Consider the following 23,597-nt stretch of genomic DNA (forward strand, 5'->3'; position numbering starts at 1 on the left):
CTCACGGATCGACCGTGAACTCGATCTCGTCCAGGCCCAGCCGACCGATGCCCGATCCCTCGCCCTGGCCGAAGTCGAAGCGGATGGCCGCCACGTCGGTCAGGTCGAGGCCCGAGCCCTCGGCCAGGAAGTCCGTGAGCCTGATGCGGATGGTGTTGTACTCGTTCTGCCAGCCCGCGCCGCTGCCAACGCCGGTGCGCTGGTAGGGCTCGGACGCGCCCGCGTCGTACTCGCCGACGTGGATGGTGCTGCTCGCACCGCTGCCATCAACGAGCGACACGTTGAACGTCACCGGCTCGAGCTCGGCGATGGTGTTCGGGTGCCGCGTGCCCTGGCACACGCGGAAGCTCAGGTGGTCGTAGTCTTGCACGCTACCAAGGTCGGGAAGCACCTCGAACTCGATGAACGCCGGTCCGTCGTAGTCGAAGACGAGGCCACGCGAGTCGTCAGAAGGCTCCCACGCGTAGGTCATGCCGTTGGCCGGGTCGGAGGGCGTCCACGTGAACCCGCCGCCGCCATCGCGCTGGCGCACCTCGACGGTGTTCGACGTACTGAGCGAGACCGCGCCGCCCGAGCTGCTCTGGCTCACGCTCGGGTTCGTCTGGAAGTCCTCGATCACGCGGCTGTCCATGTCCGCCGGATCGGGTCGGTACATGTGCACGAGCGTCGTGGTCTGGCTCACGCTGAGGGGCTTGAATCCGTCCCAGGCGCGCGTCAGATAGTCGATCGCGTCGCCGTTGGCTTCGCCGTAGTGCTTGACCAGCGCGAGCCAGATGCTCTTGGCGATGCGCTGGGCCTCGGGGCGGCCGATCTCGGTCCCGGGCGGGCCGGTGAAGTTGCGGAAGCCGCAGCAGTTGAAGACGTTGTGGTCGGCGCCGTGGATGTAGGTCGAGTGCTTGTATCCGAAGGCCCGGTCGTAGTGCCGGAAGGCGACCGTCTGCGAGCCCGGTGCGCCGCTGCGGTCGCCGTCGGCCGACCCCCAGATCATGTGGAAGTTGATGGGCCCCGGGTCGGCCACGAGCGATCCGAAGTCGCCCACGCTGTTCGCGCCGATCGAGCTGACCAGCACCATGTCGTCGATCGAGTAGTTGCGGGGCGTGAACAAGCCGCGGTACAGCCGCTCGGCGCCGATGACCACCTCGCGCCCGCCAAGGCTGTGGCCGATCCACACGATGCGCGAGCTATCGATCAGTCCGTTGAGCACGCCGCCGGCGATGCTGCCTTGCTCGGCGATCAACGCCTCGGTGTGCCGCAACGGCCGGTTTCCCGTGCCGCCGAAGTCGTTCTGCACGCTGATGCTCACCCACCCCCAGCTCGAGAGATGGTCCTGCAGGTAGTCGTACCAGCGGTAGTCGTGGCCGCCGCCGTGCACGATGATGGCGATCGGCAGCGGGCCAACGCTCGCCAGCTCGGCCGGATAGTTCAGCCGCAGCACGCCCTGCGAGCTGCTGCTGTCGATCATCGTGGGCGTGAGCGGGCCCATCTGCGTCATGTCGGTAAACACGCTAAAGCCGTTGGCATTGGCCGGGAGCGAACCCAGCCCGTCGATGAAGTCGTTGTCGCCCAGCTCCCCGTCGCGGTCGACGTCGACGACCAGGTCGTAGCCCGTCGAGATGTTCACGCCGTCGGCAGCCGCGAGCGTTCCGCTGTCCGTAAGCGCCACGGCCGCGTCGGCGATCGAGAGCGCGCTGAACGTGTGCTCCTGCGGCATGCCGCGCACGTCGGTCAGGCTCGGGTCGCTGGCCCACTCGAGCTCGGTCTTGCTGGCGACGACGTAGATGTCGGCCGTCTCGCCCACGATGCCTGGGAAGCGGTCCGGATCGATCGCCATCGACACCATGCTGCCTTCGTTGAACGCGCGTGTGAATTCGAAGAACGGGTAGCCATCCAGCGGCACGCCGGCCATCTGCAGCGAGGTCGGGTTGCCGGGGCAGCCCTGCACGAACTCGTTCTGGAACTCCAGGAAGTCGAAGATCGTCAGCTCGCCGTCGCCGTCGAAGTCGGCGGCAAGGTCGCCCGCGGCGAACAGGTTCTGGAACTCCAGGAAGTCGAAGACGGTCAACTCGCCGTCGCCGTCCAGGTCGGCCCGGCACGTCGAGTCGGGTCCGGCGGCGACGAGTCCTGCGGCGATGGCGAGCGCGGCGACGCCGGCAGCCGTTGCATACGCATGGCGCATCACGGTTCTCTCCTTCGGTTGGTTATCGGGGCTGGGACGGCCCCACGAGTTGGGTCCCTGCGTCGGCGGTACGGGCCTCCCGAGCCCCTGCCGCACTTCCGATCCGCACGACCCGGGCGGGGGGATGCCACCGGCGGCCGCACTTCTCGGAACTCGGTCGCTCGGGGCGTGGGAGCCGGCCCTGAACGGTGCGGGTGGGATTCGAACCCACGGAACCCTAACGGGCTCATTGGTTTTCAAGACCAACGCCTTCAACCGCTCGGCCACCGCACCGGCGTCTTCTCGTGAAGGAAGGGTAGTCGGTCCAGCCACGCCCGAGAACGTACTGGCTGGGTGGCCACCACTGGCCAATCTTTGAAGTTCGGCTCCACACGCGTCCCGGAAGTGCCGATACGACCGGTTGAAAGGGGCGACCTTGTGGTAGACGCCGATGCGAACAACCTACCGACCGTGCTGATCGCCGACGACGAGCACCACATCCGGTTCATGCTGGAGTGGAAGCTCAAGTCCGACGACGTGCGCATCCTGACGGCCGCCGATGGCAAGACGGCGTTGTCGTTGGCGCAGAAGCACAAGCCCGCCCTCATCATTAGCGACTATCAGATGCCATACATGGATGGCATCGGTCTCGTGAAGTGCCTCGCACAGGATCCGCAGACGGCCGATATCCCGGTCATCCTCTTGACGGCCCTGGAGCACCGCATCAGCCGGAGCGAACTCGAGGACACGTCCGTCGAGCACATCCTCCGCAAGCCCTTCCGGCCGTCGGAGCTGCTCGAGCTCGCCGCCGACTACCTGAAGGCTTATCGCGACAAGCTGGACGAGGCGGCATGAACGAGCACGCGGCCGAGATCGGTGGACTCATCAACCTGAAGTGGTCGTCGCTGCACGGCTTCTCGATGGGAGAGCGATGCCCGAGCGGCCTGGCCACGCTGCTCACGACCGACGAGGTCCGCGACCGCATGGAGCAGATCGCGAGCGCCGGCCCGTGCGAGGGCCTCCCGGGCGATCTCGTCGAGGGCGTGCGCGTGGTTGGCTTCAGCCAGGGCAGCGATTCGACCTCCCGCGGCGAGGCCGACGTGGTGCTGGCCGTCTCGGCAGAGGCCTTCGAACGCGCGGGCGTGCCCGAGTGCAGCCCGCTCGAACGCACCGAGTCCGCCGCGTCGAGCGGGATGGCCGCCGCGCTGCACCTGGCGAGCCTCGGACAGTGGGCGTGGGACCGCGAGCACGACGTCGTCCACAACCGGGACGAACTCATCAGTACATTCAGCGAGCAGCTCTCCGAGAGCTACGAGCACATCAGCCTGCTGTTGTTCGTCGGTCGGTTCATGAACCACGTGTCCAACCCGCTCACCGTCGTACGGACGGTCGTGCAGGAGGTCCGGCGGACCATGAAGTACGGCTGGCTGGCCATGGTCATGCTCGAAGACCACGGCGCCGCGCAGAGCATCGCGGGCTCGACGACCATCGTCGGCGACCTGACGATCTCCCGGGCATCGCTCGAGCGTGCGTGCAGTGAGTACGCTCGCGCGCATCCCGCCGATGCGTGGACCCGCGTCATCGATTCGAGCGACGCCATCATCGGCCCGCTCATCAAGAGCGAGATGCTCGTCGAGCCCATCACCCACCGCGGCCGCACCGTGGGCATGGTGATCTGCGGAGACAAGCAAGGCCGCAAGGAAGCCATCGACAGCGTCGACATCCAGATCCTCGACGCGGTCGCCGATCTGCTTGGCGTCTTCCACGACAACCTCCGACGCCACGAAGACCAGGTGGCCATGTTCCTGGGCACGGTCGGCTCGCTCACCGCGGCCATCGACGCCAAGGACGCGTACACCCGCGGTCACTCCGAGCGCGTCGCCTGGGGCGCCAGGGAGCTGGCGCTGGCCATCGGCCTCGACGAAGAGACCGCCGAGCGCGCGCACCTGGCCGGCCTCTTGCACGACATCGGCAAGATTGGCGTGCCCGAGAGCGTGCTCACCAAGAAGGGCCGCTTCACCGAGGACGAGTTCGAGATGATCAAGCGGCACCCGCGCATCGGGTTCGACATCCTCCGAGGCATTCCGAGCCTCGAGGACGTGCTCCCCGGCGTGCTGCACCACCACGAACGCTGGGACGGCAAGGGCTACCCGACGGGCGCCGCGGGCGAAGAGATCAGCCTCTTCGGCCGCATCCTGGCCGTGGCCGACGTCTTCGACGCGCTCAGCAGCGACCGTGCGTACCGCAAGGCGCTCAGCCGCGACGAGGTCATCGCCGAGATCCGCCGCAGCATCGGCACCCACTTCGATCCGCGGATGGCCCGGGCCTTCCTCGAGCTCGACTTCTCGGGCTTCGATCGACTGCTCAGGCTCGGCGGGAACGAAGCCGACGGCACCGCCGCCCAGCGTCCGGCGGCCTGAGCGATCCGCTCGTCCAACGATTAACGCCTCGTGCCTACGGCAACTCCCACACGATCGTCGATGGATCGAGGGCGAGTTCTCCATCAGTGTCATCGAAGAAGCCGTAGGGCGGCAGGTGGGCCACGCCTGGGTCGTAGGTGATGTTCACCGGCACGAAGCCGTTGATCCTCGCGTCGCCACCAACGATCATCGTGCCCTTGAAGTTCTGTCGGGCGAGCGCAAAGGTGACGTTGCCGCTTGCGTAGGACACGCCCTCGATCCGAGCCGGGTAGGCATCGGCCGTGTCGGCATCGCCCTCGAACTGGTATGGCGTGTGCGGCGGGTTGAGATTCACGCCCAGGATCGATTCGTTGGGGCCCGTGTTCGTCCCCATGAACGTGACGCCGCCTCGGACCAGGAGGGTGGGCATCCAGTCGTACGCTGGCTTCATGAACACGCCCGCCCCGATGATGACATTGGCCTCGTCCGAATCCAGTAGTACGAGCGTGCCGCGGATGCGTACGTTCTGGAGAACGAAGCGACGGCCCCCCGAGCAATCGAGGACGTAGATGCCCAGCTCGTTGGTGTCTCCGTAGGGATTGCTGTTGGGACTGAGAAGAACGTTCTGGATCACGGGCGATCCGAGGAAGGTCGGCAGCAGATCGACATTGATCGTGTCGCCCAGCGCGGCGTAGTAATCGAAGAGGGTGTCCTCGGGCATCCGCCGCGCCGGAGCATCCTCGGTCGTCGACATCGAGTAGTGTGAGCCCGAGATCGAGCCCGCGCTCTCGACGTCGGTGTTGATGTTCGAAGAGCTGCCGTGAACATCACCGATCGCTCCGACGACGGCGTCCGACGTCAGCGTCGAATTCGCCCCCATGCGGAGCTCACCTCCGGCATACAAACCTGTTGCAAGAACGTCGTACGGATCGCCCGATGGCGGCAGGATGCCCTCAACGATGTGCACTGCCTGTCCATACGTCGCCTTGCCCCGAACGACGATCGGGCCATCGGCATTATCCAATGGGCTCCCGTCGATCTCCGTGAGCGACCACTCGAGTTGCCCATCGGAGAGGGTGATGCTCTTGGTGAACGAAGACTCGAGGCTGGCCCTCGTCTGCCCGTCGTCGAAGTGTGCCGACAGCGCGCCGAGCCCGTGCTCGAAGGACGATTGTGCGAGCAGCCGCGCTCGAGCCGCCTGATCGGTCAGGATGGTCTCTTTCGATCGGCTCGTGGCCATCGACAGAGCGCTGAGGCCCGTGATGGTCACGATGGTGCCCGCCAGGAGTGCGATGAGGTAGGCCGCGCCGCGCCGGGTTGGACTCGCTCTGCCGTTCATCGCACGCCCACCGTTGGATCGGAGCCGGCGGGCGGTCGCTTGGCTCGCACGGAGGGAGCAGCGTACAGGACAGACCCGTCGCCGAGCACGATCTCGATCGGCACCTGGACGATCTCTTGGGAGACGACCTTGTGTTGTCGCTCCAGGCGTGAAGAGCCACTCCGAAGTGCACGCAGACGCACCCTCGAGCCGTCCGGCAGCTCGACGAACACCAGGACCGTGCGCATGCCTGCATCGAGCGAGCGTGCATCGATGGTCTCGGGCGCGCGACTGCCAAGCGTCACGCCCCACCGCCAGGAAGCCGACGCGAGCGGGTTGTGCAGCGCATCCCGCGGAGGGCTCTCGTTGAAGCCGTCGTAGTCCTCGATGTGGTCGAAGTTGCCCAGGCGGGCGCCACCCGTTGCGTTCGAGCCGTCCGTCCCGACGGCCGGCTGCGACATCACCTCGGCCATCAGCACTTGGGCCAGGCGGTACGCCTGCTGCCGCTGGTTGGCGTTGGCGCTGGTCCGGTGTGCGGCGGCCGAGACGTTCATCGCCGCGACCAGCGTCGTGCCGATGAGCAGCATCGCCAGCGTCGCCTCGACGATGGAGAAGCCGCGGCGGCAATGTGGATGGATCCTTGTCATAGTCACCTAGGGGGCTTCAACTGCATAGATCTCGATCGGAAGATCTCTCGCGCCCGAGAGGACCCAGGCCCCCGGCACCGACGTCGTCGCGACCCAGCCATCGGTGAGGAACTGCGGCGAGTTCTCGAGCGGGACGTCGACCGAAGGCTTGCTCTTTGCAGAAGAGATCACGATCGCCACGAAATCCTCGTCATCGAAGACGACTTCGGTGTCGAAGGTCACCTCGACAAACTCGAGCGTTTCGGGCAGATCTTGCTTGCGGATCGTGGTCGTCGTGAGTGCCGTCGGCATCGGTACCGCGGTCAGCATGTTCACCCGATGAACAGAAATGTTGACGTTGTCGGCTTGGTGGGCTGCCTCAGTCATCGGAACGATGATGCGAGTAATCGCGTAGGGCCGACCACTCGACGGCGACGCCGGCTGCACGATCGCCGCGACCGAGACGCCATCATCGACGCTGAACGTCTGGGCGGGACTGCCGCTGTAGGCTCGTTCGAAGACGAGTTCGTCGGCGGCCGCTGGCGGAGCAACTCCGTGCCATGTCGCGTCTGCCGGCGTCGTCGCGACGAAGTAGTCCATCGACAGGCTCGTGACCGAGGGCACGATCGGCCACGGCGTCGAGCCGTTCATGGAGAGCGTGATCGGATCGCCGTCGCTCCCGCTCCAGGCGTAGCGGATCAGGTCGGGCGCGCCGTCGCCGGTGCGATCGGGCACGTAGAAGGAGACGGCCGTCGCCGTTGATTCGGTGAAGTGCAATGCCAACTCGACGTCGGCCGACATGCGAGCCATGCCATCGAGCGTGGGCGCCGCCGCGATGCCGCTGGTCGCCGCACCAAACGTGCGCCCGCCCACGCCGATGGCGGCGACCGCGCCGCCGAGGACGATGGTGGTGATGGCCATCGCGACGAGCATCTCGGCCAGCGAGAACCCTCGACGTCGGGTTGGGCGGCTCAAGGCGTGATCCTCGCCTGCCCGGTCGTCGCGTCGACGGTGATGGTGGCCCCGGAAACGCCGTTCCGTAGCGTGACCGTCCCGCCGTCCGACGGAATCCCATAGCCCGAGATCGTGTATTCCGTCCCGGCGCCGAACGTCGCGCTGCTGATCTCGGCATCCATGGAGCCGAAGTCGAGGTCGAGCACGAGATCGGGACCGCCCACGGTACCGGCGGGCATGCCCGCGAACGTCACGACATGGTTGGTGGTGTCGAACTGCACGGTGACCGGCGTACCGGATGCCCGGGCATAGGCTGCGCTGCGATCCAGGTCGGCCCGTAGCTGGTGGACGGCCGACTGCAAGCGATACCGGGCCACCGCGCTGCCGTAAGCCGGCAGCGCGAGGCCCGCGATAGCACCAATGATCAGGAGCACGACGGTCAGCTCCACCAGCGTGAAGCCGTGCCGTCCGGCCGAGATCGGATCAATAGCTCGTGTACAGCGTGCCGGTGTCATCGGTCGCAGCGCCGGTGTTGGCGGTGATCACGCCGGTCGTTTCGTTGTACAGCCAGGCGATGCCGGCGGCGTCTGCCGCGGCCACGCCGTTGTTCCCCTTCTGGGCGCCCACCTGGATGGTGGGAATCTCCTTCAGGTACGGGCCGTAGATGAACACGCCGGTCTTGGTCGCGTTCAGGTTTCCGTCGACGTCCGTGAACTGGTTGACCAGCGCGTTCTCGAAGTTGGCCACCGTCGGATACGTGTTGTTGTGCTCGGCGTAGTACAGCTCCAGAGCACTCCGCATGGTCGCCAGATCGGCACGCAGTCGCGAAGACGTCGCGCCGGCGGCGCCACGGCTCATGCGGGGCACGGCGACGGCCGCCAGGATCCCCAGGATCGCGATCACGATCACCAGCTCGATCAGGCTGAAGCCAGCCCGACGTGTACGCATCATCCCAACAACCATCGTGCTACCTCCGAATAGGGCTCACGGGCCCCCTTGTGCTTTGTACTGCCCTGCTCATCGATCCGATCGGCGCTCGAATCCATTGTCCATGCTGCGTTTGTGCAATCGACTGGGCCATCCAGGCCTCATAACCGGCACGATCGAACCTCAAGGCGTGCCTTCATCGGGCTGGTTGGGCAACACCAGCCGAGCCGTGCGATCCCCGGCCTGGAACAACGCCGACCGAGCGTCGATGCTGATCAGCCGATAACCGCTGACTTCGTCGCCGATGCGCACCGGCGTGCGATTGACCATGGCAACGCTGGACTCGGCGCCCTGAACGATCGTGGAGAGCTGGTGCAACCCGATGAACTCGTCGACGCTCAGCAGACCGGGCTCGGTACGCCCTTCCACTGCCGACGATCGGTCCGCGAACGGGTTCGAGCCCGTTGCCGCAGGCAAATCGCCGATGGCAGCGTCGAGCCGATCGTTCCACTGCACCGCCACGTCGGATGCGAGCGCGCTCGGGGAAGCACTCGGCGAAGTGGTCGTATCGGACGCAGCTGGCGAAGTGGTCGCGACCCCGGTCGGTCCGGCTTGTTGTCCCGTACTCGCCTGCGCGCCGCTCGGCGAACCCAGCAGGAACTGGTCGATCGCCAGGATCAAGCCCGCCGAACCCAGCAGACCCAGCAGTACTTTTCGTTCCTTGTTTAATGCCATGGCCTTGGACCTATCGATCCGGAGCGGCGGCAGATGGAGCCGAACCGGCCGGCGTGGTCGTGGCGGCGTCCGTCGCTGACGGTTGGGGCGCATGTACCAGTACGGTGGCCATCAACGCAAGGCGTTCGGCGTCGGTGGGTGATGGCACGATCGCGAATCCCTCGATCTCGGCCGTCGGGAGATGGTCCTGGAACTGCGACACGAACGCGTCGATGTCCGAGAACGAGCCCATGGCATTGACCGTCAGCTGCGTGCGCGCCAGCCCGTCTACACGCTCGGTGCCGGAGCGATCAGCGCCAAGAATCGTCAGGCCGAACCCGGTGGCTACCTCGGTGAGGTGGCCGACGAGCTTCTCGCTGGGGATGGGCTCGGCGCTACCGGCTTCTCGGAGCGACCCGAGCCTCGCCTCGGCGGTGGCCAACGCTGCCTTGGCGGCGCGTACGCGTTCACCGGCCCGCGCGATTGCCTCGTGCTGGGACCGTGCCTGCGCCTCGGCTTGCAGCGATGGCATGACCCCGAACGCGTATGCGAGCCCCCCGAGCGCGAGCACGCCCGCGACGCCGACGGCGTGGACGTGCACGGGCAGGACCTTGGTATGCATGGATTGAACTGGCTCGAAATCGGTCATGGCGTGTCTTTCTCGGCGGCCTTGGGCGCGATCACGCAGTCGATGGAGAATTCCGGACGCCCGCTCGTGCTGCGCAACGGCGTCATGCCGTGCCGGACGCTCTCGAACAGGCCCGTCTCGTCGAGCCGGGCCGCCAACTCGGCCGCGGTAGCCCTCGAGTTCGCGTCTCCCGTGATCGAGAGCGACCAGGACGGGACGCCGCCAGGCCGGGGCTGAACGTTGATGGAACGAAGGCGAATTCCCTCGCCCGCATTGCCGACGATGACGTCCAGCAGCGAGCCCCAGCGAAGCGATGCCGAGGCACGAGACCGGGCGTGTTCGGCGCCCTCCAGCGTGCGAACCCGGGCGCGGAGGTCGGCCAGGCTCGCCTCGATCGTCTCGGCCCGCTGCGTGAGGCCCGCGGGCATCGCCGGCGGCCGGGCGCGCGTCGCGAAGGCGGCGAGTACACCGCCGCCAACCAGGATCGACAGCGAGCACAACGCCAACGCCCACGCCGAGATGCATCGCTGCAATCGGCGGGCGGTGGCTCGGTGGCGCGGGAGCAGGTTCGTGCCGGTCATGCCAGGTCCTCCAGCAACGCGAGGCCGATCGCAGCCGCGAAACGACCGCCGACGGCCTGTCCGTTCCCATCGATGGGCTGGGCCACTGCGTTCTGGTAGCGGCTTGCAAGGACGTCCATGATGCCGGCCTGCTCACCCCCGGCCCCCAGCACGCTGATGGCTGCCGGCGCATGCGAGCGCGAGCGGTGGCGTGCGAACGCGATGCAGGCGTCGATCTCGGTCGCCAGGCGCCGTCCGACCTCGGCGTCGCCCTGCGATCCATCCAGCCGTAATCCCGCCGGCGTGCGCGCATACAACAGGGTGCTGTGGTGCAGCACGACGATGCGAACGCCCCAGGATTCCAGCCGTGCCCCGACCCGAACGGTGGCGGCCGTCGGTGCGGCAGCAAGCACGCGGCCCAACGCGCGCGACGGATCGTCGACGCCCGCGACGCGCAGCCCGGCTGATTCGAGTGCGCCAATCACCTCGTCGGTCGGTGCGATCTCGCAGCCAACGGCCATGACCTGGACCGCCGGCCCGGGCGTTGGCAGCCCCCAGTACGAGAGCTCGAAGGTACCGGGCTCCAGCTTCGTACGCTGGACGAACTCGGCATTGGCAAGCTGATCGATCGGCGCTCCCGATGTCGCGGGCGGAAGCTCCATCGTGGTGGTCTTCAGCGCCTCGGCCGGGGCATTGATCACGCAGGGCGCCGACTTGAAGCCATGCCGGAAGAGCAGCGATTCGAGTTCCACCGCCTCGGCCGGGGTGACGGCACCGTCCCCCGATCGGCGAGCCATCCGCACGCCGTGCAGGAGCGTCCAGCCGCTGCGGTTCAGCCGCACCTGGGCCGCCGTAATCGCGTCGGGAGAGATATCGATGCCGGTCCGTACGCTGCTCATGACGGTCTTCCCTTTATGATGCTCCAGCCGACGCGGTAAGGTCGAACAGCGGCAGGAACATGCTCGTGGCGATGCCACCGACGACGATGCCCAGCGTGACGAGGAGGAGCGGCTCGATGATGGCGCTGAGCGCCTTCAGCGTTGCTTCGTTCTCTTCCTCAAGGAAGTCGGCAACGTTGCCCAGCATCATGCCCATACGACCGGTCCGCTCGCCCGTGCGCACGCCCTCGCGAACGAGCCCGTGCAACAGGCTTGCTTCCTCGAACACGGTGCTGATCGGCTGGCCGACCTCGGCGGCGTCGTGAGCCTGACGGAGCAGCGCGGCGTACTCGGGACTACGCATCGAACCCGCGCACAGCGACAGCACGTCGAGCAGTGGCAGGTGGCTCTCGAGCAGCAGCGAGACCATCCGTGCCAGACGGGCGCTCGCGATCGATCGCGAGATGTCGCCAAGCTTGGGCGTCCGCAGCAGCGTGCGATCGATGAGCCTGGCCGTCGCGGGCTGCAGCAGGGCAAACCGCGCCAGCAGCGCTGCCGGCACGATGGAGGCCAGCCACGCCCACCAGTACTCGCGGAGCATGGTGCTGAGCCAGAGGAAGAACTGCGTGCTGGGCGGGATCGCCGTCTCCAGCGACTCGAACATCGACTCGAACCGCGGGAACACCATGATGAGCATCACGAGCACCACGATGAAACCGATGCCGATGAGGATGCAGGGGTAGATCATCGCACCGACGATCGCACGGCGCATCGCCAGCTTCTGGCGCATGAGCGCCGACACGCGTTCGAGCATGTCGCCCAGCTTGCCGCTCGTCTCGCCGGCCGCCACCATGGCTCTGCTCACGTCGTCGAAGTAGCCCGGGTGGGCGGTCATCGCGTCCGAGAGGGGCGTGCCCGACTCGATCTCGGCCTGCACACGCTTCAGCACCTTGCGAAACTTCTCGTCGCGCGTCTGCTGGGCCATCGCCTCGACGCCCTCGGACAGCGGCGTGCCCGAGGCAATGAGCACCGAAAGGTGCCGCATGAACTGCGAGATGTCGGCCAGCTTGCCCTTGGGTCCCTTGATGCGACGGCGCGCCTGGCCAACGCCCTTGTCGGGATTGATCTCCAGGACGATGATGCCGCGCGCCCGAAGCTTGTCGCGTGCCGCGGACTCGTCGGCGGCCTCGATCGTACCGCGCTTGGGCGCGCCGCTGGTCTCGTAGCCGACGTATCGCCACTTCATGCCGCTGCCTCCGCGGGCTTGGCGTCGTCAAGATCGTCGTCGCTCCGCGTGACACGGAGCGCTTCTTCGAGGCTGGTCGAGCCGCGCTTGGCGACGAGCACGGCCTCCTCGCGCAACGACTTGCCGCCGCCCTTGAAGAACGCCTCGCGGAGCTCCATCGACGACGCGCCCGCATGTACGAGGCGACGGATCGGCGGCGTGACCTCCATGACCTCATAGACGCCCAGCCGACCCTGGAAGCCCGTGTCGTGGCAGTGCTGGCAGCCCAGGCCGCGGCGGAAGGGCGCTCGCTGCTCGTCCTCGATGCCCGCCTCGGCCAGCAGCGTCTCGTCTGGGTAGTAGCGCGTCGCGCAGTGCTGGCAGATCGTCCGGGCCAGCCGCTGGGCGATGACGCCGTTGAGCGCACCGCTGAGGAGATACGGCTCGATGCCCATGTCCAGCAATCGCTCGACGGCGCCGGGCGCGTCGTTGGTGTGCAGCGTTGCGAGCACGACGTGCCCGGTGATGGCTGCCTGCGTGGCGACGCGGGCGGTGTCCTGGTCGCGGATCTCGCCGACCATGATGACGTCGGGGTCCTGACGCAGGATGCTGCGAAGGGCCTTGGCGAAGCTCAGGCCGATGGCGTCCTGCACCTGGATCTGGTTGATCAGGTCGAGCTGGTACTCGACCGGGTCTTCGACGGTCACGATGTTGCGCTCGGGGCTGCTGAGCAGTTCGAGCGCCGAGTAGAGCGTCGTTGACTTGCCGCTGCCCGTCGGCCCGGTCACGAGCATGAGCCCGTAGGGCTTGCGCAGCATCCGCGTGATGGTCATCATCAGCTCGGGGCGGATGCCCAGATCGGCCAGGCTCGAGTTCAGGTTGTCGCGGTCCAGGATGCGGATCACCAGCTTCTCGCCCAGCAGCGTGGGGATGCTGGAGACACGCAAGGACACCTCGCGGCCCTCGGCCATGATCCGGATCCGGCCCTCCTGGGGCATGCGCTTCTCGGCGATGTCGAGCTTGGCCAGGATCTTCACGCGCGACGCGATGGCCGAGTGCATGCCCTGCGGCGGGCGCATGAGGTCGCGCAGCGTGCCGTCGATGCGGTAGCGGATGCGCGTGCCCTTGTGGCTGGGCTCGATGTGGATGTCGCTGGCTCGGTCGCGGATGGCCGTCAGCACCGCCATGTTCACGAGGTTGACGATGGGGCTGCCGGCGATGATCTTGGCGAGGTCGCCCTCGGCCTCTTCCTCGTCGACGTTCTCCTTGTCGAAGACCTCGACGTCCGACTCGCGGAGCTGCGACAGGAAGGCCGTCAGGTTCGCCTGACTCTGGGCGTACTTGTCGATGAATTCATCGATGTTGGCGCGAAGCGCCAGCACGGGCCTGATGCGGCACTCGGTGATCGCGCTCAGGCGATCGATCGTGGGCAGCGACTGCGGCTCGGCCATCGCCACGGTCATCTCGTCGCGGATGCGGAACATCGGCATGACGCCCAGCTCGTGGGCGACGTCGGCGGTCACGAGCTTGAGCAACTCGGGGTCGACCAGCCCGTGCCGGAGCACGCACGAGGGCAGGTCCAGGTGCTGGCCCAGCGTGTGGACGAGCGTGGCGGGCGAGATGATGCCCTCTTCAACGAGGATCTCGCCCAGCAGCGTGCCTTCGGCCTGCTGGCGCTGCAGCGCGGCGCCGAGCTGGTCCTCGGTGATGACGCCGCGGTCGACCAGCACGTCGCCGATGCGGGCGACCGGTGGCGGCGTGGCGGCCTGGTCGTGGGTCGGTCGTTCGTCGCTGGCGGAACTCACAGGAAGCTCCTCGCAGCCGACACGCCGTCGGCATAGATGTCGAAGCGTCCGGCGATGCCCGTCAGCTCGAGGCACTCCCGCACGGTCTCGTGCAAGCCGCAGAGCTTCAGCACGCGGCCGGCGGCACCGAGCTGGTCGGTCGCGTCGAGGAGCGACTCGAGCGCGGCGCTGTCCATGAAGGGGACGGCGGTAGCGTCGACGACGCAGCGGCCCATCGATCGCGTGGCCGCGTCGAGCAGCTTCGTGCGGAACACGGCCGAGTCCTGCTGCGTGATGGCCCCATCGGGCCTGACGAAGGTGACGGCCCCCCGCACCTGCTCATCGATGCGCATCGTTCCGCTCCCTTCAAGCGACGAGCCGACCACCGGGAATGAACATCGTGAAGACGCTGCCCTTGCCCGGCTCGGAGTCGACGTCGATGCCGCCCTCGTGGCCCAGCATGATTTCCTTGGCGAGCGTGAGGCCCAGGCCCGTGCCCTGGGTGCCCGAGGCCCGTACGTCGTCGGTGCGGTAGAACCGCTCGAAGATGCGCTGGCGGTCGGCCTCGGCGATGCCCACGCCCGTATCGCGTACGGAAACGTCCAGCCCCTCGTCGCCCCAGTCGGCTGACAAGGTGACGACGCCGCCCTCCGGCGTGTACTTGATGGCGTTGCCCAGCACGTTGTGGTAGGCCTGGAGCAGCTTGTCGCGGTCGCCGCGCACGACGGGCAGCTTGGGCGGCAGCGTGAACTTCAGCGTGACGCCCTTGCCCTTGGCCTGGTTCTCGAACTCGAGACGCAGCTCTTCGAAGAGCTGATCAAGCCGTACTTCGCCCTCCTGGATCGACAGCGCCCCGGCTTCCATCTCGCTCACGCTGAGCATGTCGGAGACGACGCGCTCGAGCCGGCGAACCTCTTGGTTGATGACGTTCAGGCACGTGCCCAGCATCGCCTCGTCGCAATCGTCGCCCAGCGCCGTCTCGGCATACAGACGCATGTTGGTCAGCGGCGTGCGCAGCTCGTGGGTGGCGTGGGCAATGAAGTTGGCCCGCGCCTCCTCGGCCGCGTTGAGCTGGGTGATGTCCTCGATCACGACGACGTGGCCGTCCATGCCTTGGCCGTCGCGCACCGTAATGCGGAGGTGGGACGTCGCTTCACCGATCGTGCGATCGAGCTCGATGGTCCCCCGACGCAGGCCGTGCCCTCCCGGAGCATTCACCAGCGCCGAAACGTCGAGCACGTCGGTGAGCGGCTTGTGCTGGAGCTCGGCGAGATCGACGCCCAGCAGCATGACCGCTGCCGTGTTGGCGAATCGGATGTCCAGTCCCGGGCCGACCACCAGCACGCCCTGCCAGAGTGCCGAGCAAACCGAGGTCGCAAGCTGGCCGTCGCCGGTCGCGGCCGCGATTCCTGGCTCGTGGCCGGCGGTCTTGCGAGCAGGTCCTTCCTGGAGGCGGTCGACGAGGGCGTTCCAGGCGCCGGCCTCGGGGCCGAAGCGATCGGCCAGCCGCAGTTCGCTCGGAGCCGCCTTGTGGTTTTCGGACGCGAGGACCGCCTCGCGGAGGGCGCTCATCGAGAGCATGCGGCCGCGCACCCAGCGGCCCATCAAGACCAAGCCGAGGATGGCTCCTGCGCCAATGGCACCGAGTTCGACCCAGGCCTGGACCGTCTCGGGGCGACCTGCGGCGTCGATGTAGAGCCAGGAATAAGCCCCGATAACCACGGCCACGATGCCAACCGACGCGGCGACGAATCCGAGGATCGTGCGTTCACGCCGGTGCAGCAAGCTGATGCCCATGATGCAAACCCCTGCCAGGCACCGACTTGGGTGACCATCACGCCAAGACGGAGTCGCTCATCGAGGTCTATCGACCAGGACGGGGCGGCACTGAAGGCAAGTTGGGCGGATTCTGCGGACTCGCGAAGGTGGGCGATCAGTCGAAGCGGAAGACGCCCTTGCGGAGGCCGTACAGGAAGGCGACCACCGTCGTGAAGAGGAAGAAGAGGATGCGGACCAGCCACCAGAGGCGGTCTTCGGAGCCGAGCTCGAGGTTGGCGAACGTCGTGGCCCATGGATACAGGAACACGACCTCGACGTCGAACACCAGGAACACCATGGCGATCAGGTAGAACCGCACGTTGAACCGCTTGCGGGCCGTGCCCACGGGCTCCATGCCGCTCTCATACGACAGGGCCTTGGTCTCACCGGCCCGATTCGGGCCGAGGATGCGCGTGAGCACCAGGTTCATCACCGAAAAGCCCACCACGGCCATCAAGATGATCGCCAAGGGCAGGTAGGCTACAGGATCGGTCACGCCGAGCAGCATGGGCCGAGGATAGGCCGGTTGAGGGCGGTCTTTCCGCTCGGCACCCTTGCACGACCGTCGGGGCAGGCCCACCCCGGGGTGCCACTTTGGCGGTCCGGTGCGCCGAAGGCCGGTGGTGGGCAGGGCGGGCGAGGCTCCAGCCGTGATCTGGCGCGCCGTCGGGGTTGGCGCGCCCCTTGTAAGGGTGAGCCTCGGAGATGGTTCCGACCGCCTCGGCGGCGGGCTGTTTGATTCCGACCGACGACCCCTGATCTACTGGAGACTGCGACCCATGGCCGTCAAAGAGCTGACCTTCGACACCGACGCACGCCAGGCCCTGCTCGCCGGCGTGGAGAAGCTGGCCCGCGCGGTCAAGAGCACCCTGGGGCCCAAAGGCCGCAACGCGGTGCTCGACAAGTCCTGGGGCGGGCCGACCGTGACCAAGGACGGCGTGTCCGTTGCGGAGGAGATCGAGCTTCGCGACCCGGCCGAGGACATGGGCGCCCGGCTGGTGAAGGAAGCCGCCAGCAAGACCAGCGACGACGCCGGCGACGGCACGACCACCGCCACCGTGCTGGCCGAGGCCCTCTTCCGCCAGGGCCTGAAGTACGTGGCCGCGGGCGTGGACGCCAACGCTCTGGTCCGCGGCATGCGTCTGGCCGTGGAGGCGGCCACCGGCGCGATCGATGATCTGGCCACCCCGATCAAGGGCAAGGCCGACATCCAGAACGTCGCCACCATCAGCGCCAACAACGACGCCGAGATCGGCAAGATCATGGCCGACGCCTTCGAGAAGGTGGGCAAGGACGGCGTGATCACCGTCGAAGAGGGCCGCGGCCTGGAGACCGAGGTCACGGTCGTCGAGGGCATGCAGTTTGACCGCGGTTACTTGTCGGCCAACTTCGTGACCGACGCCGACGCGATGCGCGTCGAGTTCGACAAGGCGCTCGTGCTGATCCACGAGGACAAGATCGACAACGTGCAGAAGCTCGTGCCCGTGCTCGAGAAGGTGATGAGCGCCAAGAAGCCGCTGCTCATCATCGCCGAAGACATTACGGGCGAGGCGCTATCGACGCTGGTCATCAACAAGCTGCGCGGCACGTTGCAGGTCGCCGCCGTCAAGGCTCCGGGCTATGGCGACCGCCGCAAGGCCATGCTGAACGACATCGCCGTGCTGACGGGCGCGACGGCCGTGATGAAGGACCTGGGCATGGACCTGGAGAAGGTCACGCTCGGCGACCTGGGCATGGCCAAGAAGGTCGAGATCGACGCGGACAACACGACGATCATCGAGGGTGCCGGCAAAACCAGCGACATCCAGAGCCGCATCGGCCAGATCCGCCGGGAGATCGAGGAGTCGACCAGCGACTACGACCGCGAGAAGCTGCAGGAGCGGCTGGCGAAGCTCGCCGGCGGCGTGGCTCAGATCAAGGTGGGCGCCGCGAGCGAGGCCGAGATGAAGGAGCGCAAGGCCCGCGTCGAGGACGCGCTGCACGCCACCCGCGCGGCGGTCGCCGAGGGCATCGTGCCCGGCGGCGGCACCAGCTTCATCCACGCCGTCGCGGCCATCGAGAAGCTCAAGGAGTGGAAGGCCGTGTTCGGCAAGGAGCGCGACGTGTCGGCCGACGAGGTAGGCCACGCGAAGTACGACGTAGCCTCGGGCATGCACATGGTGCGCGACGCCCTGACCGTGCCGACCAAGACCATCGCCGACAACGCCGGTGTCAAGGGCACCGTCGTGGTCGCCCGCATCCAGGAGCAGATCGAGAGCGACCCGAAGACCAACTTCGGCTACAACGCGCTCACCGACACCTACGAGGACCTGGTGAAGGCCGGCGTGATGACGCCCGCGAAGGTCGATCGCTCGGCCCTGCAGAACGCCGCGAGCGTTGCGAGCGTGCTGCTCGCGGCCGACTGCCTGATCACCGAGAAGCCCGGCGCCGACGACGACGCCGGCGGCGCCCCTGACATGGACGGCATGGGTGGAATGGGCGGCATGGGTGGCATGGGCATGGGCGGCATGGGTGGCATGCCTGGAATGGGTGGCATGGGCTTCTAGACGAGCAGCCGCCCCGCGTTTGCCAACGAAAGCAAGAAGATCACGAGCGACCGAGCTCAGGAGCACAGAAGCAATGAACGTCAAGCCTCTCGATGACAGAATCGTCGTTCGCCCCGCGCCGCAGGAGACCAAGACCGAGTCTGGCATCTACCTGCCCGAGACGAGCAAGGAGCGGCCCATGACCGGCAAGGTCATCGCCGTCGGGCCGGGCCGTCGCCTGGATAACGGCGAGCGTGCCAAGCCCACCGTGAAGAAGGGCGACACCGTGGTGTACGGCAAGTACGCCGGGACCGAGGTCGAGGTGAAGGGCGACGAGCACCTGATCCTGCGCGAGAGCGAGCTTCTCGGCGTTCTCGATCGCTGATGCCCGTCGGCCCTTCTTCTGAAACCTGAAACGATACTGACCGGCCCGGCCGGAGGAGCGCACGCGTGTCCCACAAGCAAGTCATGTTCGATGATGCCGCCCTGCAGGAGATGAAGCAGGGTGTCGACCGCCTGGCCAACGCCGTCAAGTGCACGATGGGCCCGGCCGGTCGGAACGTGGTCATCCAGAAGAGCTTCGGCAATCCGCAGGTGACCAAGGACGGTGTGAGCGTGGCTCGCGAGGTCGAGCTTCCCGAGCCGTTCGCGTCGATGGGCGCGAAGATGGTCCATCAAGTGGCCAAGAAGACCAACGACAAGGCCGGCGACGGCACGACGACCGCGACGGTGCTAGCCCAGGCGATCTTCAACGCCGGGCTCAAGCACGTGGCCGCCGGCGCTAACGCCGTGCAGGTGCAGCGCGGCGTGAACAACGCGGCCCAGGCTGCGAGCGACGCCATCGAGGGCTTCGCCGTCAAGTGCAAGGGCAAGGACGACTACCGCAAGGTGGCGACCGTGTCGGCCAACCACGACGCGTCGGTCGGCGAGCTCATCGCCGAGGCCATCAGCAAGGTCGGGGCCGAGGGCGTGGTCGAGGTCGAGGAAGGCCGCGGCAACGAGACCGAGCTCGAGTTCGTCGAGGGCATGCAGTTCGACAAGGGCTACATGTCGCCCTACTTCATGACCGACCCCAAGAGCGCCGAGTGCGTGCTCGAGGACTGCCTGATCCTCATCCACGAGAAGAAGATCGCCAACCTGACCGACCTGCTGCCGCTCTTGAACAAGGCCGTGTCGGCCGGCAAGCCGCTGCTGATCATCGCTGAGGACATGGAGAACGAGGCGCTGGCGACGCTGGTGATCAACCGCCTGCGCGGCTCGCTGAAGATCGCGGCCGTCAAGGCGCCGGGTTTCGGTGATCGTCGCAAGGCGATGCTGCAGGACATCGGCATCCTGACCGGCGGCACGTTCTTCGCCGAGGACCTGGGCCGCAGCCTCGAGTCGATCGAGCTCAATGAGCTTGGCAAGGCCAAGAAGGTCGTCATCACCAAGGACGACACCACGATCATCGAGGGCGCGGGCAAGAAGAAGGACATCACTGCCCGGGCCGAGCAGATCAAGGCCCAGCACGAGGCCTCGACCAGCGAGTACGACCGCGAGAAGCTGATGGAGCGCCACGCCAAGCTCACCGGCGGCGTATGCATCATCCACGTCGGCGGCTCGAGCGAGGTCGAGATGAAGCAGCGCAAGGACCTCGTCGAGGACGCGCTCGCGGCGACCCGCGGCGCGGCCAAGGAGGGCTACGTGGCCGGCGGCGGCGTCGCGCTCTTGCGCACCCAGGACGCCATCGAGGCGGCCCGCAAGAAGGCCAAGGGCGACGAGCAGATCGGCTACGACATCGTCTATGACGCGGTCGAGAGCTGCGTGCGTCAGATCGCCGAGAACGCCGGCTTCGACGGCGACCTCGTCGTCGAGAACGTGCGCGAGGGCAAGGCCAACGAGGGCTTCGATGCCTCGACGGGCGAGTACCTCGACCTGGTGAAGGCCGGCATCATCGACGCGGCGCTCGTGCCGAGGACGGCGCTGATCAACGCGGCTTCCGTTGCCGGCTTGATGCTGACGACGGAGGTGCTGGTGACCGAGCTGAAGGACGAGACCGAGCCGGTGGTGGGGGCGGTGTCGTAAGAGGCCGGAGGAGAGAGTTCTCACCACAGAGGCGCAGAGTCACAGAGGGGGAAAGATGTGGGGGAGAGTTGGAGGGAAGAGGGAGAGAAGGATCCGCTGATCCGGAAGATCATCGGGGCGGCGATCGAGGTGCACAGGGCCTTGGGGCCGGGCTTGCTCGAGTCAGTGTACGAGGCTTGCCTCATGGCCGAGATGGAGGATCGAGGGATTCGCTTCAAGAGTCAGGTGCCCCTGCCAGTCGTGTTTAAGGGCCGTCGGATCGAGGCTGGATTTCGGATGGACCTGGTCGTGGAAAATCGCGTGATCGTGGAGTTGAAGGCAATCGAGAAACTCATGCCAATTCACGAGGCCCAACTCTTGACGTATCTCAAGCTCTCGGGATTCTCGACGGGCCTCATCCTGAACTTCAACGCTCCCTACCTCCGCGACGGCATCATCAGGAGAGTCCTGACGTGATTTCGCTCCCCTCTCATTCTCGATCCCCAGTCTTTCCTCTCTGCGCCTCTGCGCCTCTGTGGTTCAATCACTCCTGAAGGAGACCATGCCCACCACCCGCGACTACTACGAGATTCTCGGCCTCGAGCGTGATGCGTCCGAGGACGACATCAAGCGAGCGTATCGCCGGCTAGCGCTGAAGTATCACCCGGATCGCAACCCGGACGATGCCGAGGCGGAGACCAAGTTCAAGGAGGCGGCCGAGGCGTACGAGGTTCTGGGCGACGCTGGCAAGAAGGCCCGCTACGACCAGTACGGGCACGAGGGCCTGCGCGGCCAGGGCGGGGCGGCCCACGACTTCAGCCACATGAACGTCGAGGACATCTTCTCGATGTTCAGCGACATCTTCGGCGGCGGGGGCTTCGGCGGCATGGGCGGCGGCCGCGGCGGTCGCCAGCGCGTGGCGCGCGGGTACGACCTGGAGACTGAGGTCGAGATCGAGCTCAAGGACGTGCTGACCGGCACGGAGCGCGACGTCGAGTTCACGCGGCTGGACGTGTGCGATGCGTGCACGGGCAGCGGCGCGAAGCCGGGCAGCGATCCGCAGACCTGCCCGACGTGCGAAGGTCAGGGCAAGGTGCAGCAGGCCGGCATGGGCGGCATGTTCCGCATGGTGACGGCCTGCCCGAGCTGCCGCGGCCGCGGCACGATCATCAAGGAGCACTGCCCGAGCTGCAAGGGCAAGGGCCGCGTGCCGCGCAAGCGCGTGCTGAGCGTGAAGATCCCGGCCGGCATTCATAAAGGCCAGGCCGTTCGGGTGCAGGGCGAGGGCGAGCCACCGCCGCCCGAGGCATCGCCGAGCGGGGCGGGCGTGCGGGGCGACCTACACGTCGTGGTCCGTGTTGACGAGCACCCGATGTTCAAGCGCGACGGCGACCACCTGCTCATGGAGATGCCCATCGGCTTCACCCAAGCGGCGTTGGGCACCGAGATGGACGTGCCCACGCTGACGGGCAAGGTCAAGCAGAACGTGCCCAAGGCGACCCAGCACGGCACGCTGTTCCGCCTGCACGGCGAGGGGCTGCCCAACCTGCGCAGCGGGCGGCGCGGCGACATGGTGCTCGTCACGCGCGTGGAGATCCCCAAGAAGCTCAGCGAGAAGCAGGAGAAGCTGCTCCGCGAGTTTGCCGAGACCGAAGACCAGAGCGTGATGCCCGAGAGCCACGGCTTCCTCAAGAAGATCCGGGACCTGTTCTGAGTGCGAGGAAAGTGAGCGATGGCCGAACACGAGACAGTTGATCGCGACCAGGACAACGACGGTCCGCCGGCGAGCTTCGATGACGTCATCCGCGACGAGTCGGGCAACCTCGACGCCGACGACGCGTACGCGTTCTTTGAGAAGCTCTCGGGCGAGCTCGCCGAGATGGAGAGCCGGTGGAAGCATTCGCTGGCGGACTTCCAGAACTTCCAGCGCCGGGCGTCGACGAACGAGGTCGAGGCGCGGGCCCGGGGCGTGCGCGACGTGTGCGAGTCGATGCTCGGCGCGCTCGACAGCTTCGATCTCGCGCTCTCGCAAGATCCCGCGAGCCTGACCGTCGACCAGCTCTTCAAGGCGATCGAGACGATCCGGGCCGAGGCGATGAAGGCCATGGCACGCCAGGGCGTGCTGCCCATCCAGCCGGCCGTGGGCGACGAGTTCAACCCCGGGCATCACGAGGCCGTGATGCAGCAGGCCGCCGAGGGCGTCGGCCCGGGCTGCGTGTCCCAGGTGTTCCAGGCCGGCTACGCGATGGGCGACCGCGTGCTGCGACCGGCGAAGGTCGCGGTCACGCCAAGCGAAGAGTGAGCCCGCTGCTGCGGACCCCGAAATCAATCCCATGCCAACCTACGACTACCGCTGCAACGCCTGCGACCACGAGTTCGAGCTCTTCCAGAGCATGAGCGACAAGGTCAAGCGCACCTGCCCCGAGTGCGGCAAGAAGGCGCTGGAGCGCTTGATCGGCACGGGAGCGGCGCTCTTGTTCAAGGGCTCGGGCTTCTACGAGACCGACTATCGCAGCGAGAGCTACACCAAGGCGCAGAAGGCCGACAAGCCGGACGCCGACTCAAAGAGCGACGCCAAGCCCGAGTCGAAGCCCAAGAGTGATTCCAAGGCCGACAAGAAGCCTGCGAAGAAGGACGCCGCCAAGAGCAAGGCCGCGTCGAAATGATCCTGGGTCACGGCGTCGACCTGACCGAGGTGTCGCGCATCAAGCGGTCGGTCGAGCGATTCGATGAGCGCTTTCTCGAGCGTGTGTTCACCGAGGCCGAGCGCGAGTACGCCGGGAAGGGGCCGCGACGATTCGAGCGGCTCGCGGCTCGATTCGCCGCCAAGGAGGCCGTGTTCAAGGCGCTCGGCACCGGCTGGGCCGAGGGCGCGGGGTGGACCAACATCGAGGTTGCTCGCGAGGCGAGCGGCAAGCCGACGCTGGTCTTGCACGGCAAGGCTCAAGAGATGGCCAGGGCGATGGGCGTCAAGTGGTGGCACCTCTCGCTGACGCACACGAAGACGACGGCGATGGCATCGGTCATCGCCGAGGGCTGAGAC

25 protein-coding genes and 1 tRNA gene are annotated in these 23,597 nt (G+C 66.9%); 10 read left to right on the forward strand and 16 right to left on the reverse strand.

Annotation, left to right across the window (positions count from 1 at the left end; all coding sequences use genetic code 11):
- Position 1: 1 nt before the first annotated feature.
- Both RIA68_12925 and RIA68_12930 read right to left on the reverse strand, forming a co-directional pair.
- Entirely contained in the window at positions 2 to 2,176 is a 2,175-nt protein-coding gene (locus RIA68_12925) for a GC-type dockerin domain-anchored protein (GenBank protein ID MEQ8318345.1), read from the reverse strand.
- 186 nt (positions 2,177 to 2,362) lie between these two features.
- Positions 2,363 to 2,449, reverse strand: a tRNA-Ser gene (locus RIA68_12930).
- Between the two features lie 144 nt (positions 2,450 to 2,593).
- Between RIA68_12930 and RIA68_12935 the strand changes: the two genes are divergently transcribed.
- Together RIA68_12935 and RIA68_12940 are read left to right on the forward strand one after the other, a co-directional pair.
- Positions 2,594 to 3,010 carry a response regulator gene (locus RIA68_12935; protein ID MEQ8318346.1) on the forward strand — a complete coding sequence of 139 codons (417 nt, stop codon included), beginning with the start codon at positions 2,594 to 2,596 and terminating at the stop codon, positions 3,008 to 3,010.
- Positions 3,007 to 4,575, forward strand: coding sequence for an HD domain-containing protein (locus tag RIA68_12940; GenBank protein MEQ8318347.1), 1,569 nt, complete (start codon positions 3,007 to 3,009; stop codon positions 4,573 to 4,575). The genes RIA68_12935 and RIA68_12940 overlap by 4 nt, the downstream gene beginning before the upstream one ends.
- A 34-nt stretch (positions 4,576 to 4,609) precedes the next feature.
- On the opposite strand, the gene RIA68_12945 is transcribed toward RIA68_12940, so the two are convergent.
- The 14 genes from RIA68_12945 to RIA68_13010 form a co-directional block, all read right to left on the reverse strand.
- Positions 4,610 to 5,893, reverse strand: a complete 1,284-nt coding sequence (locus RIA68_12945; protein ID MEQ8318348.1) for a hypothetical protein — start codon at positions 5,891 to 5,893, stop codon at positions 4,610 to 4,612.
- Positions 5,890 to 6,525 (reverse strand): hypothetical protein, encoded by a 636-nt coding sequence (locus RIA68_12950; protein MEQ8318349.1) that lies wholly within the window; start codon positions 6,523 to 6,525, stop codon positions 5,890 to 5,892. The genes RIA68_12945 and RIA68_12950 overlap by 4 nt, the downstream gene beginning before the upstream one ends.
- Positions 6,526 to 7,473 carry a prepilin-type N-terminal cleavage/methylation domain-containing protein gene (locus RIA68_12955; protein MEQ8318350.1) on the reverse strand — a complete coding sequence of 316 codons (948 nt, stop codon included), beginning with the start codon at positions 7,471 to 7,473 and terminating at the stop codon, positions 6,526 to 6,528.
- Entirely contained in the window at positions 7,470 to 7,967 is a 498-nt protein-coding gene (locus tag RIA68_12960) for a prepilin-type N-terminal cleavage/methylation domain-containing protein (protein MEQ8318351.1), read from the reverse strand. The genes RIA68_12955 and RIA68_12960 overlap by 4 nt, the downstream gene beginning before the upstream one ends.
- Positions 7,936 to 8,403 carry a type II secretion system protein gene (locus RIA68_12965; GenBank protein ID MEQ8318352.1) on the reverse strand — a complete coding sequence of 156 codons (468 nt, stop codon included), beginning with the start codon at positions 8,401 to 8,403 and terminating at the stop codon, positions 7,936 to 7,938. The genes RIA68_12960 and RIA68_12965 overlap by 32 nt, the downstream gene beginning before the upstream one ends.
- Before the next feature lie 159 nt (positions 8,404 to 8,562).
- Positions 8,563 to 9,060: a hypothetical protein gene (locus tag RIA68_12970; protein ID MEQ8318353.1), complete on the reverse strand. Its 498-nt coding sequence runs from the start codon at positions 9,058 to 9,060 to the stop codon at positions 8,563 to 8,565.
- Positions 9,061 to 9,124: 64 nt separating this feature from the next.
- Positions 9,125 to 9,715, reverse strand: a complete 591-nt coding sequence (locus RIA68_12975) for a hypothetical protein (GenBank protein MEQ8318354.1) — start codon at positions 9,713 to 9,715, stop codon at positions 9,125 to 9,127.
- 23 nt (positions 9,716 to 9,738) lie between these two features.
- Positions 9,739 to 10,302: a hypothetical protein gene (locus tag RIA68_12980; GenBank protein MEQ8318355.1), complete on the reverse strand. Its 564-nt coding sequence runs from the start codon at positions 10,300 to 10,302 to the stop codon at positions 9,739 to 9,741.
- Positions 10,299 to 11,180: a hypothetical protein gene (locus tag RIA68_12985; protein ID MEQ8318356.1), complete on the reverse strand. Its 882-nt coding sequence runs from the start codon at positions 11,178 to 11,180 to the stop codon at positions 10,299 to 10,301. The genes RIA68_12980 and RIA68_12985 overlap by 4 nt, the downstream gene beginning before the upstream one ends.
- Before the next feature lie 13 nt (positions 11,181 to 11,193).
- Complete coding sequence (locus RIA68_12990) at positions 11,194 to 12,405, reverse strand: type II secretion system F family protein (GenBank protein MEQ8318357.1); 1,212 nt, start codon at positions 12,403 to 12,405, stop codon at positions 11,194 to 11,196.
- A complete protein-coding gene (locus RIA68_12995) occupies positions 12,402 to 14,189 on the reverse strand; it encodes an ATPase, T2SS/T4P/T4SS family (protein ID MEQ8318358.1) in 1,788 nt (595 codons plus the stop codon). Before RIA68_12995 ends, RIA68_12990 begins: the two co-directional genes overlap by 4 nt.
- Positions 14,186 to 14,521, reverse strand: coding sequence for an STAS domain-containing protein (locus RIA68_13000; protein MEQ8318359.1), 336 nt, complete (start codon positions 14,519 to 14,521; stop codon positions 14,186 to 14,188). The genes RIA68_12995 and RIA68_13000 overlap by 4 nt, the downstream gene beginning before the upstream one ends.
- A 13-nt stretch (positions 14,522 to 14,534) precedes the next feature.
- Positions 14,535 to 15,965: an ATP-binding protein gene (locus tag RIA68_13005; protein ID MEQ8318360.1), complete on the reverse strand. Its 1,431-nt coding sequence runs from the start codon at positions 15,963 to 15,965 to the stop codon at positions 14,535 to 14,537.
- 136 nt (positions 15,966 to 16,101) lie between these two features.
- Positions 16,102 to 16,494 carry an NADH-quinone oxidoreductase subunit A gene (locus tag RIA68_13010; GenBank protein ID MEQ8318361.1) on the reverse strand — a complete coding sequence of 131 codons (393 nt, stop codon included), beginning with the start codon at positions 16,492 to 16,494 and terminating at the stop codon, positions 16,102 to 16,104.
- 271 nt (positions 16,495 to 16,765) lie between these two features.
- Here RIA68_13010 and groL (RIA68_13015) point away from each other — a divergent pair, with 271 nt between their 5' ends.
- From groL (RIA68_13015) to RIA68_13050, 8 genes are all read left to right on the forward strand, one after another.
- Positions 16,766 to 18,532, forward strand: a complete 1,767-nt coding sequence (gene groL, locus RIA68_13015) for a chaperonin GroEL (protein MEQ8318362.1) — start codon at positions 16,766 to 16,768, stop codon at positions 18,530 to 18,532.
- 73 nt (positions 18,533 to 18,605) lie between these two features.
- A complete protein-coding gene (locus RIA68_13020; protein ID MEQ8318363.1) occupies positions 18,606 to 18,896 on the forward strand; it encodes a co-chaperone GroES in 291 nt (96 codons plus the stop codon).
- A gap of 65 nt (positions 18,897 to 18,961) precedes the next feature.
- Entirely contained in the window at positions 18,962 to 20,575 is a 1,614-nt protein-coding gene (gene groL / locus RIA68_13025; GenBank protein ID MEQ8318364.1) for a chaperonin GroEL, read from the forward strand.
- 57 nt (positions 20,576 to 20,632) lie between these two features.
- The gene (locus tag RIA68_13030) at positions 20,633 to 21,031 is read left to right on the forward strand and encodes a GxxExxY protein (protein MEQ8318365.1); all 399 of its coding nucleotides are present in this window, start codon (positions 20,633 to 20,635) and stop codon (positions 21,029 to 21,031) included.
- Positions 21,032 to 21,116: 85 nt separating this feature from the next.
- Positions 21,117 to 22,268, forward strand: coding sequence for a molecular chaperone DnaJ (gene dnaJ, locus RIA68_13035; protein MEQ8318366.1), 1,152 nt, complete (start codon positions 21,117 to 21,119; stop codon positions 22,266 to 22,268).
- A gap of 18 nt (positions 22,269 to 22,286) precedes the next feature.
- Positions 22,287 to 22,856, forward strand: coding sequence for a nucleotide exchange factor GrpE (locus tag RIA68_13040; protein MEQ8318367.1), 570 nt, complete (start codon positions 22,287 to 22,289; stop codon positions 22,854 to 22,856).
- 31 nt (positions 22,857 to 22,887) lie between these two features.
- Positions 22,888 to 23,220: a zinc ribbon domain-containing protein gene (locus tag RIA68_13045; GenBank protein MEQ8318368.1), complete on the forward strand. Its 333-nt coding sequence runs from the start codon at positions 22,888 to 22,890 to the stop codon at positions 23,218 to 23,220.
- A complete protein-coding gene (locus RIA68_13050) occupies positions 23,217 to 23,594 on the forward strand; it encodes a holo-ACP synthase (protein ID MEQ8318369.1) in 378 nt (125 codons plus the stop codon). The genes RIA68_13045 and RIA68_13050 overlap by 4 nt, the downstream gene beginning before the upstream one ends.
- Positions 23,595 to 23,597: the final 3 nt, after the last annotated feature.

The organism is Phycisphaerales bacterium, assembly GCA_040217175.1.
GTDB lineage: Bacteria > Planctomycetota > Phycisphaerae > Phycisphaerales > UBA1924 > JAHCJI01.

What these genes read in the sequence shown, in the direction of transcription:
- RIA68_12925 (MEQ8318345.1), bottom strand. Translation starts at nt 2,176, where the DNA reads ATGCGCCATGCGTATGCAACGGCTGCCGGCGTCGCCGCGCTCGCCATC.
- RIA68_12940 (MEQ8318347.1), top strand. Translation starts at nt 3,007, where the DNA reads ATGAACGAGCACGCGGCCGAGATCGGTGGACTCATCAACCTGAAGTGG.
- RIA68_12945 (MEQ8318348.1), bottom strand. Translation starts at nt 5,893, where the DNA reads ATGAACGGCAGAGCGAGTCCAACCCGGCGCGGCGCGGCCTACCTCATC.
- RIA68_12960 (MEQ8318351.1), bottom strand. Translation starts at nt 7,967, where the DNA reads ATGACACCGGCACGCTGTACACGAGCTATTGATCCGATCTCGGCCGGA.
- RIA68_12965 (MEQ8318352.1), bottom strand. Translation starts at nt 8,403, where the DNA reads ATGATGCGTACACGTCGGGCTGGCTTCAGCCTGATCGAGCTGGTGATC.
- RIA68_12975 (MEQ8318354.1), bottom strand. Translation starts at nt 9,715, where the DNA reads ATGCATACCAAGGTCCTGCCCGTGCACGTCCACGCCGTCGGCGTCGCG.
- RIA68_12980 (MEQ8318355.1), bottom strand. Translation starts at nt 10,302, where the DNA reads ATGACCGGCACGAACCTGCTCCCGCGCCACCGAGCCACCGCCCGCCGA.
- RIA68_12985 (MEQ8318356.1), bottom strand. Translation starts at nt 11,180, where the DNA reads ATGAGCAGCGTACGGACCGGCATCGATATCTCTCCCGACGCGATTACG.
- RIA68_12990 (MEQ8318357.1), bottom strand. Translation starts at nt 12,405, where the DNA reads ATGAAGTGGCGATACGTCGGCTACGAGACCAGCGGCGCGCCCAAGCGC.
- RIA68_13000 (MEQ8318359.1), bottom strand. Translation starts at nt 14,521, where the DNA reads ATGCGCATCGATGAGCAGGTGCGGGGGGCCGTCACCTTCGTCAGGCCC.
- RIA68_13005 (MEQ8318360.1), bottom strand. Translation starts at nt 15,965, where the DNA reads ATGGGCATCAGCTTGCTGCACCGGCGTGAACGCACGATCCTCGGATTC.
- RIA68_13010 (MEQ8318361.1), bottom strand. Translation starts at nt 16,494, where the DNA reads ATGCTGCTCGGCGTGACCGATCCTGTAGCCTACCTGCCCTTGGCGATC.
- groL (MEQ8318362.1), top strand. Translation starts at nt 16,766, where the DNA reads ATGGCCGTCAAAGAGCTGACCTTCGACACCGACGCACGCCAGGCCCTG.
- RIA68_13020 (MEQ8318363.1), top strand. Translation starts at nt 18,606, where the DNA reads ATGAACGTCAAGCCTCTCGATGACAGAATCGTCGTTCGCCCCGCGCCG.
- dnaJ (MEQ8318366.1), top strand. Translation starts at nt 21,117, where the DNA reads ATGCCCACCACCCGCGACTACTACGAGATTCTCGGCCTCGAGCGTGAT.
- RIA68_13040 (MEQ8318367.1), top strand. Translation starts at nt 22,287, where the DNA reads ATGGCCGAACACGAGACAGTTGATCGCGACCAGGACAACGACGGTCCG.
- RIA68_13045 (MEQ8318368.1), top strand. Translation starts at nt 22,888, where the DNA reads ATGCCAACCTACGACTACCGCTGCAACGCCTGCGACCACGAGTTCGAG.
- RIA68_13050 (MEQ8318369.1), top strand. Translation starts at nt 23,217, where the DNA reads ATGATCCTGGGTCACGGCGTCGACCTGACCGAGGTGTCGCGCATCAAG.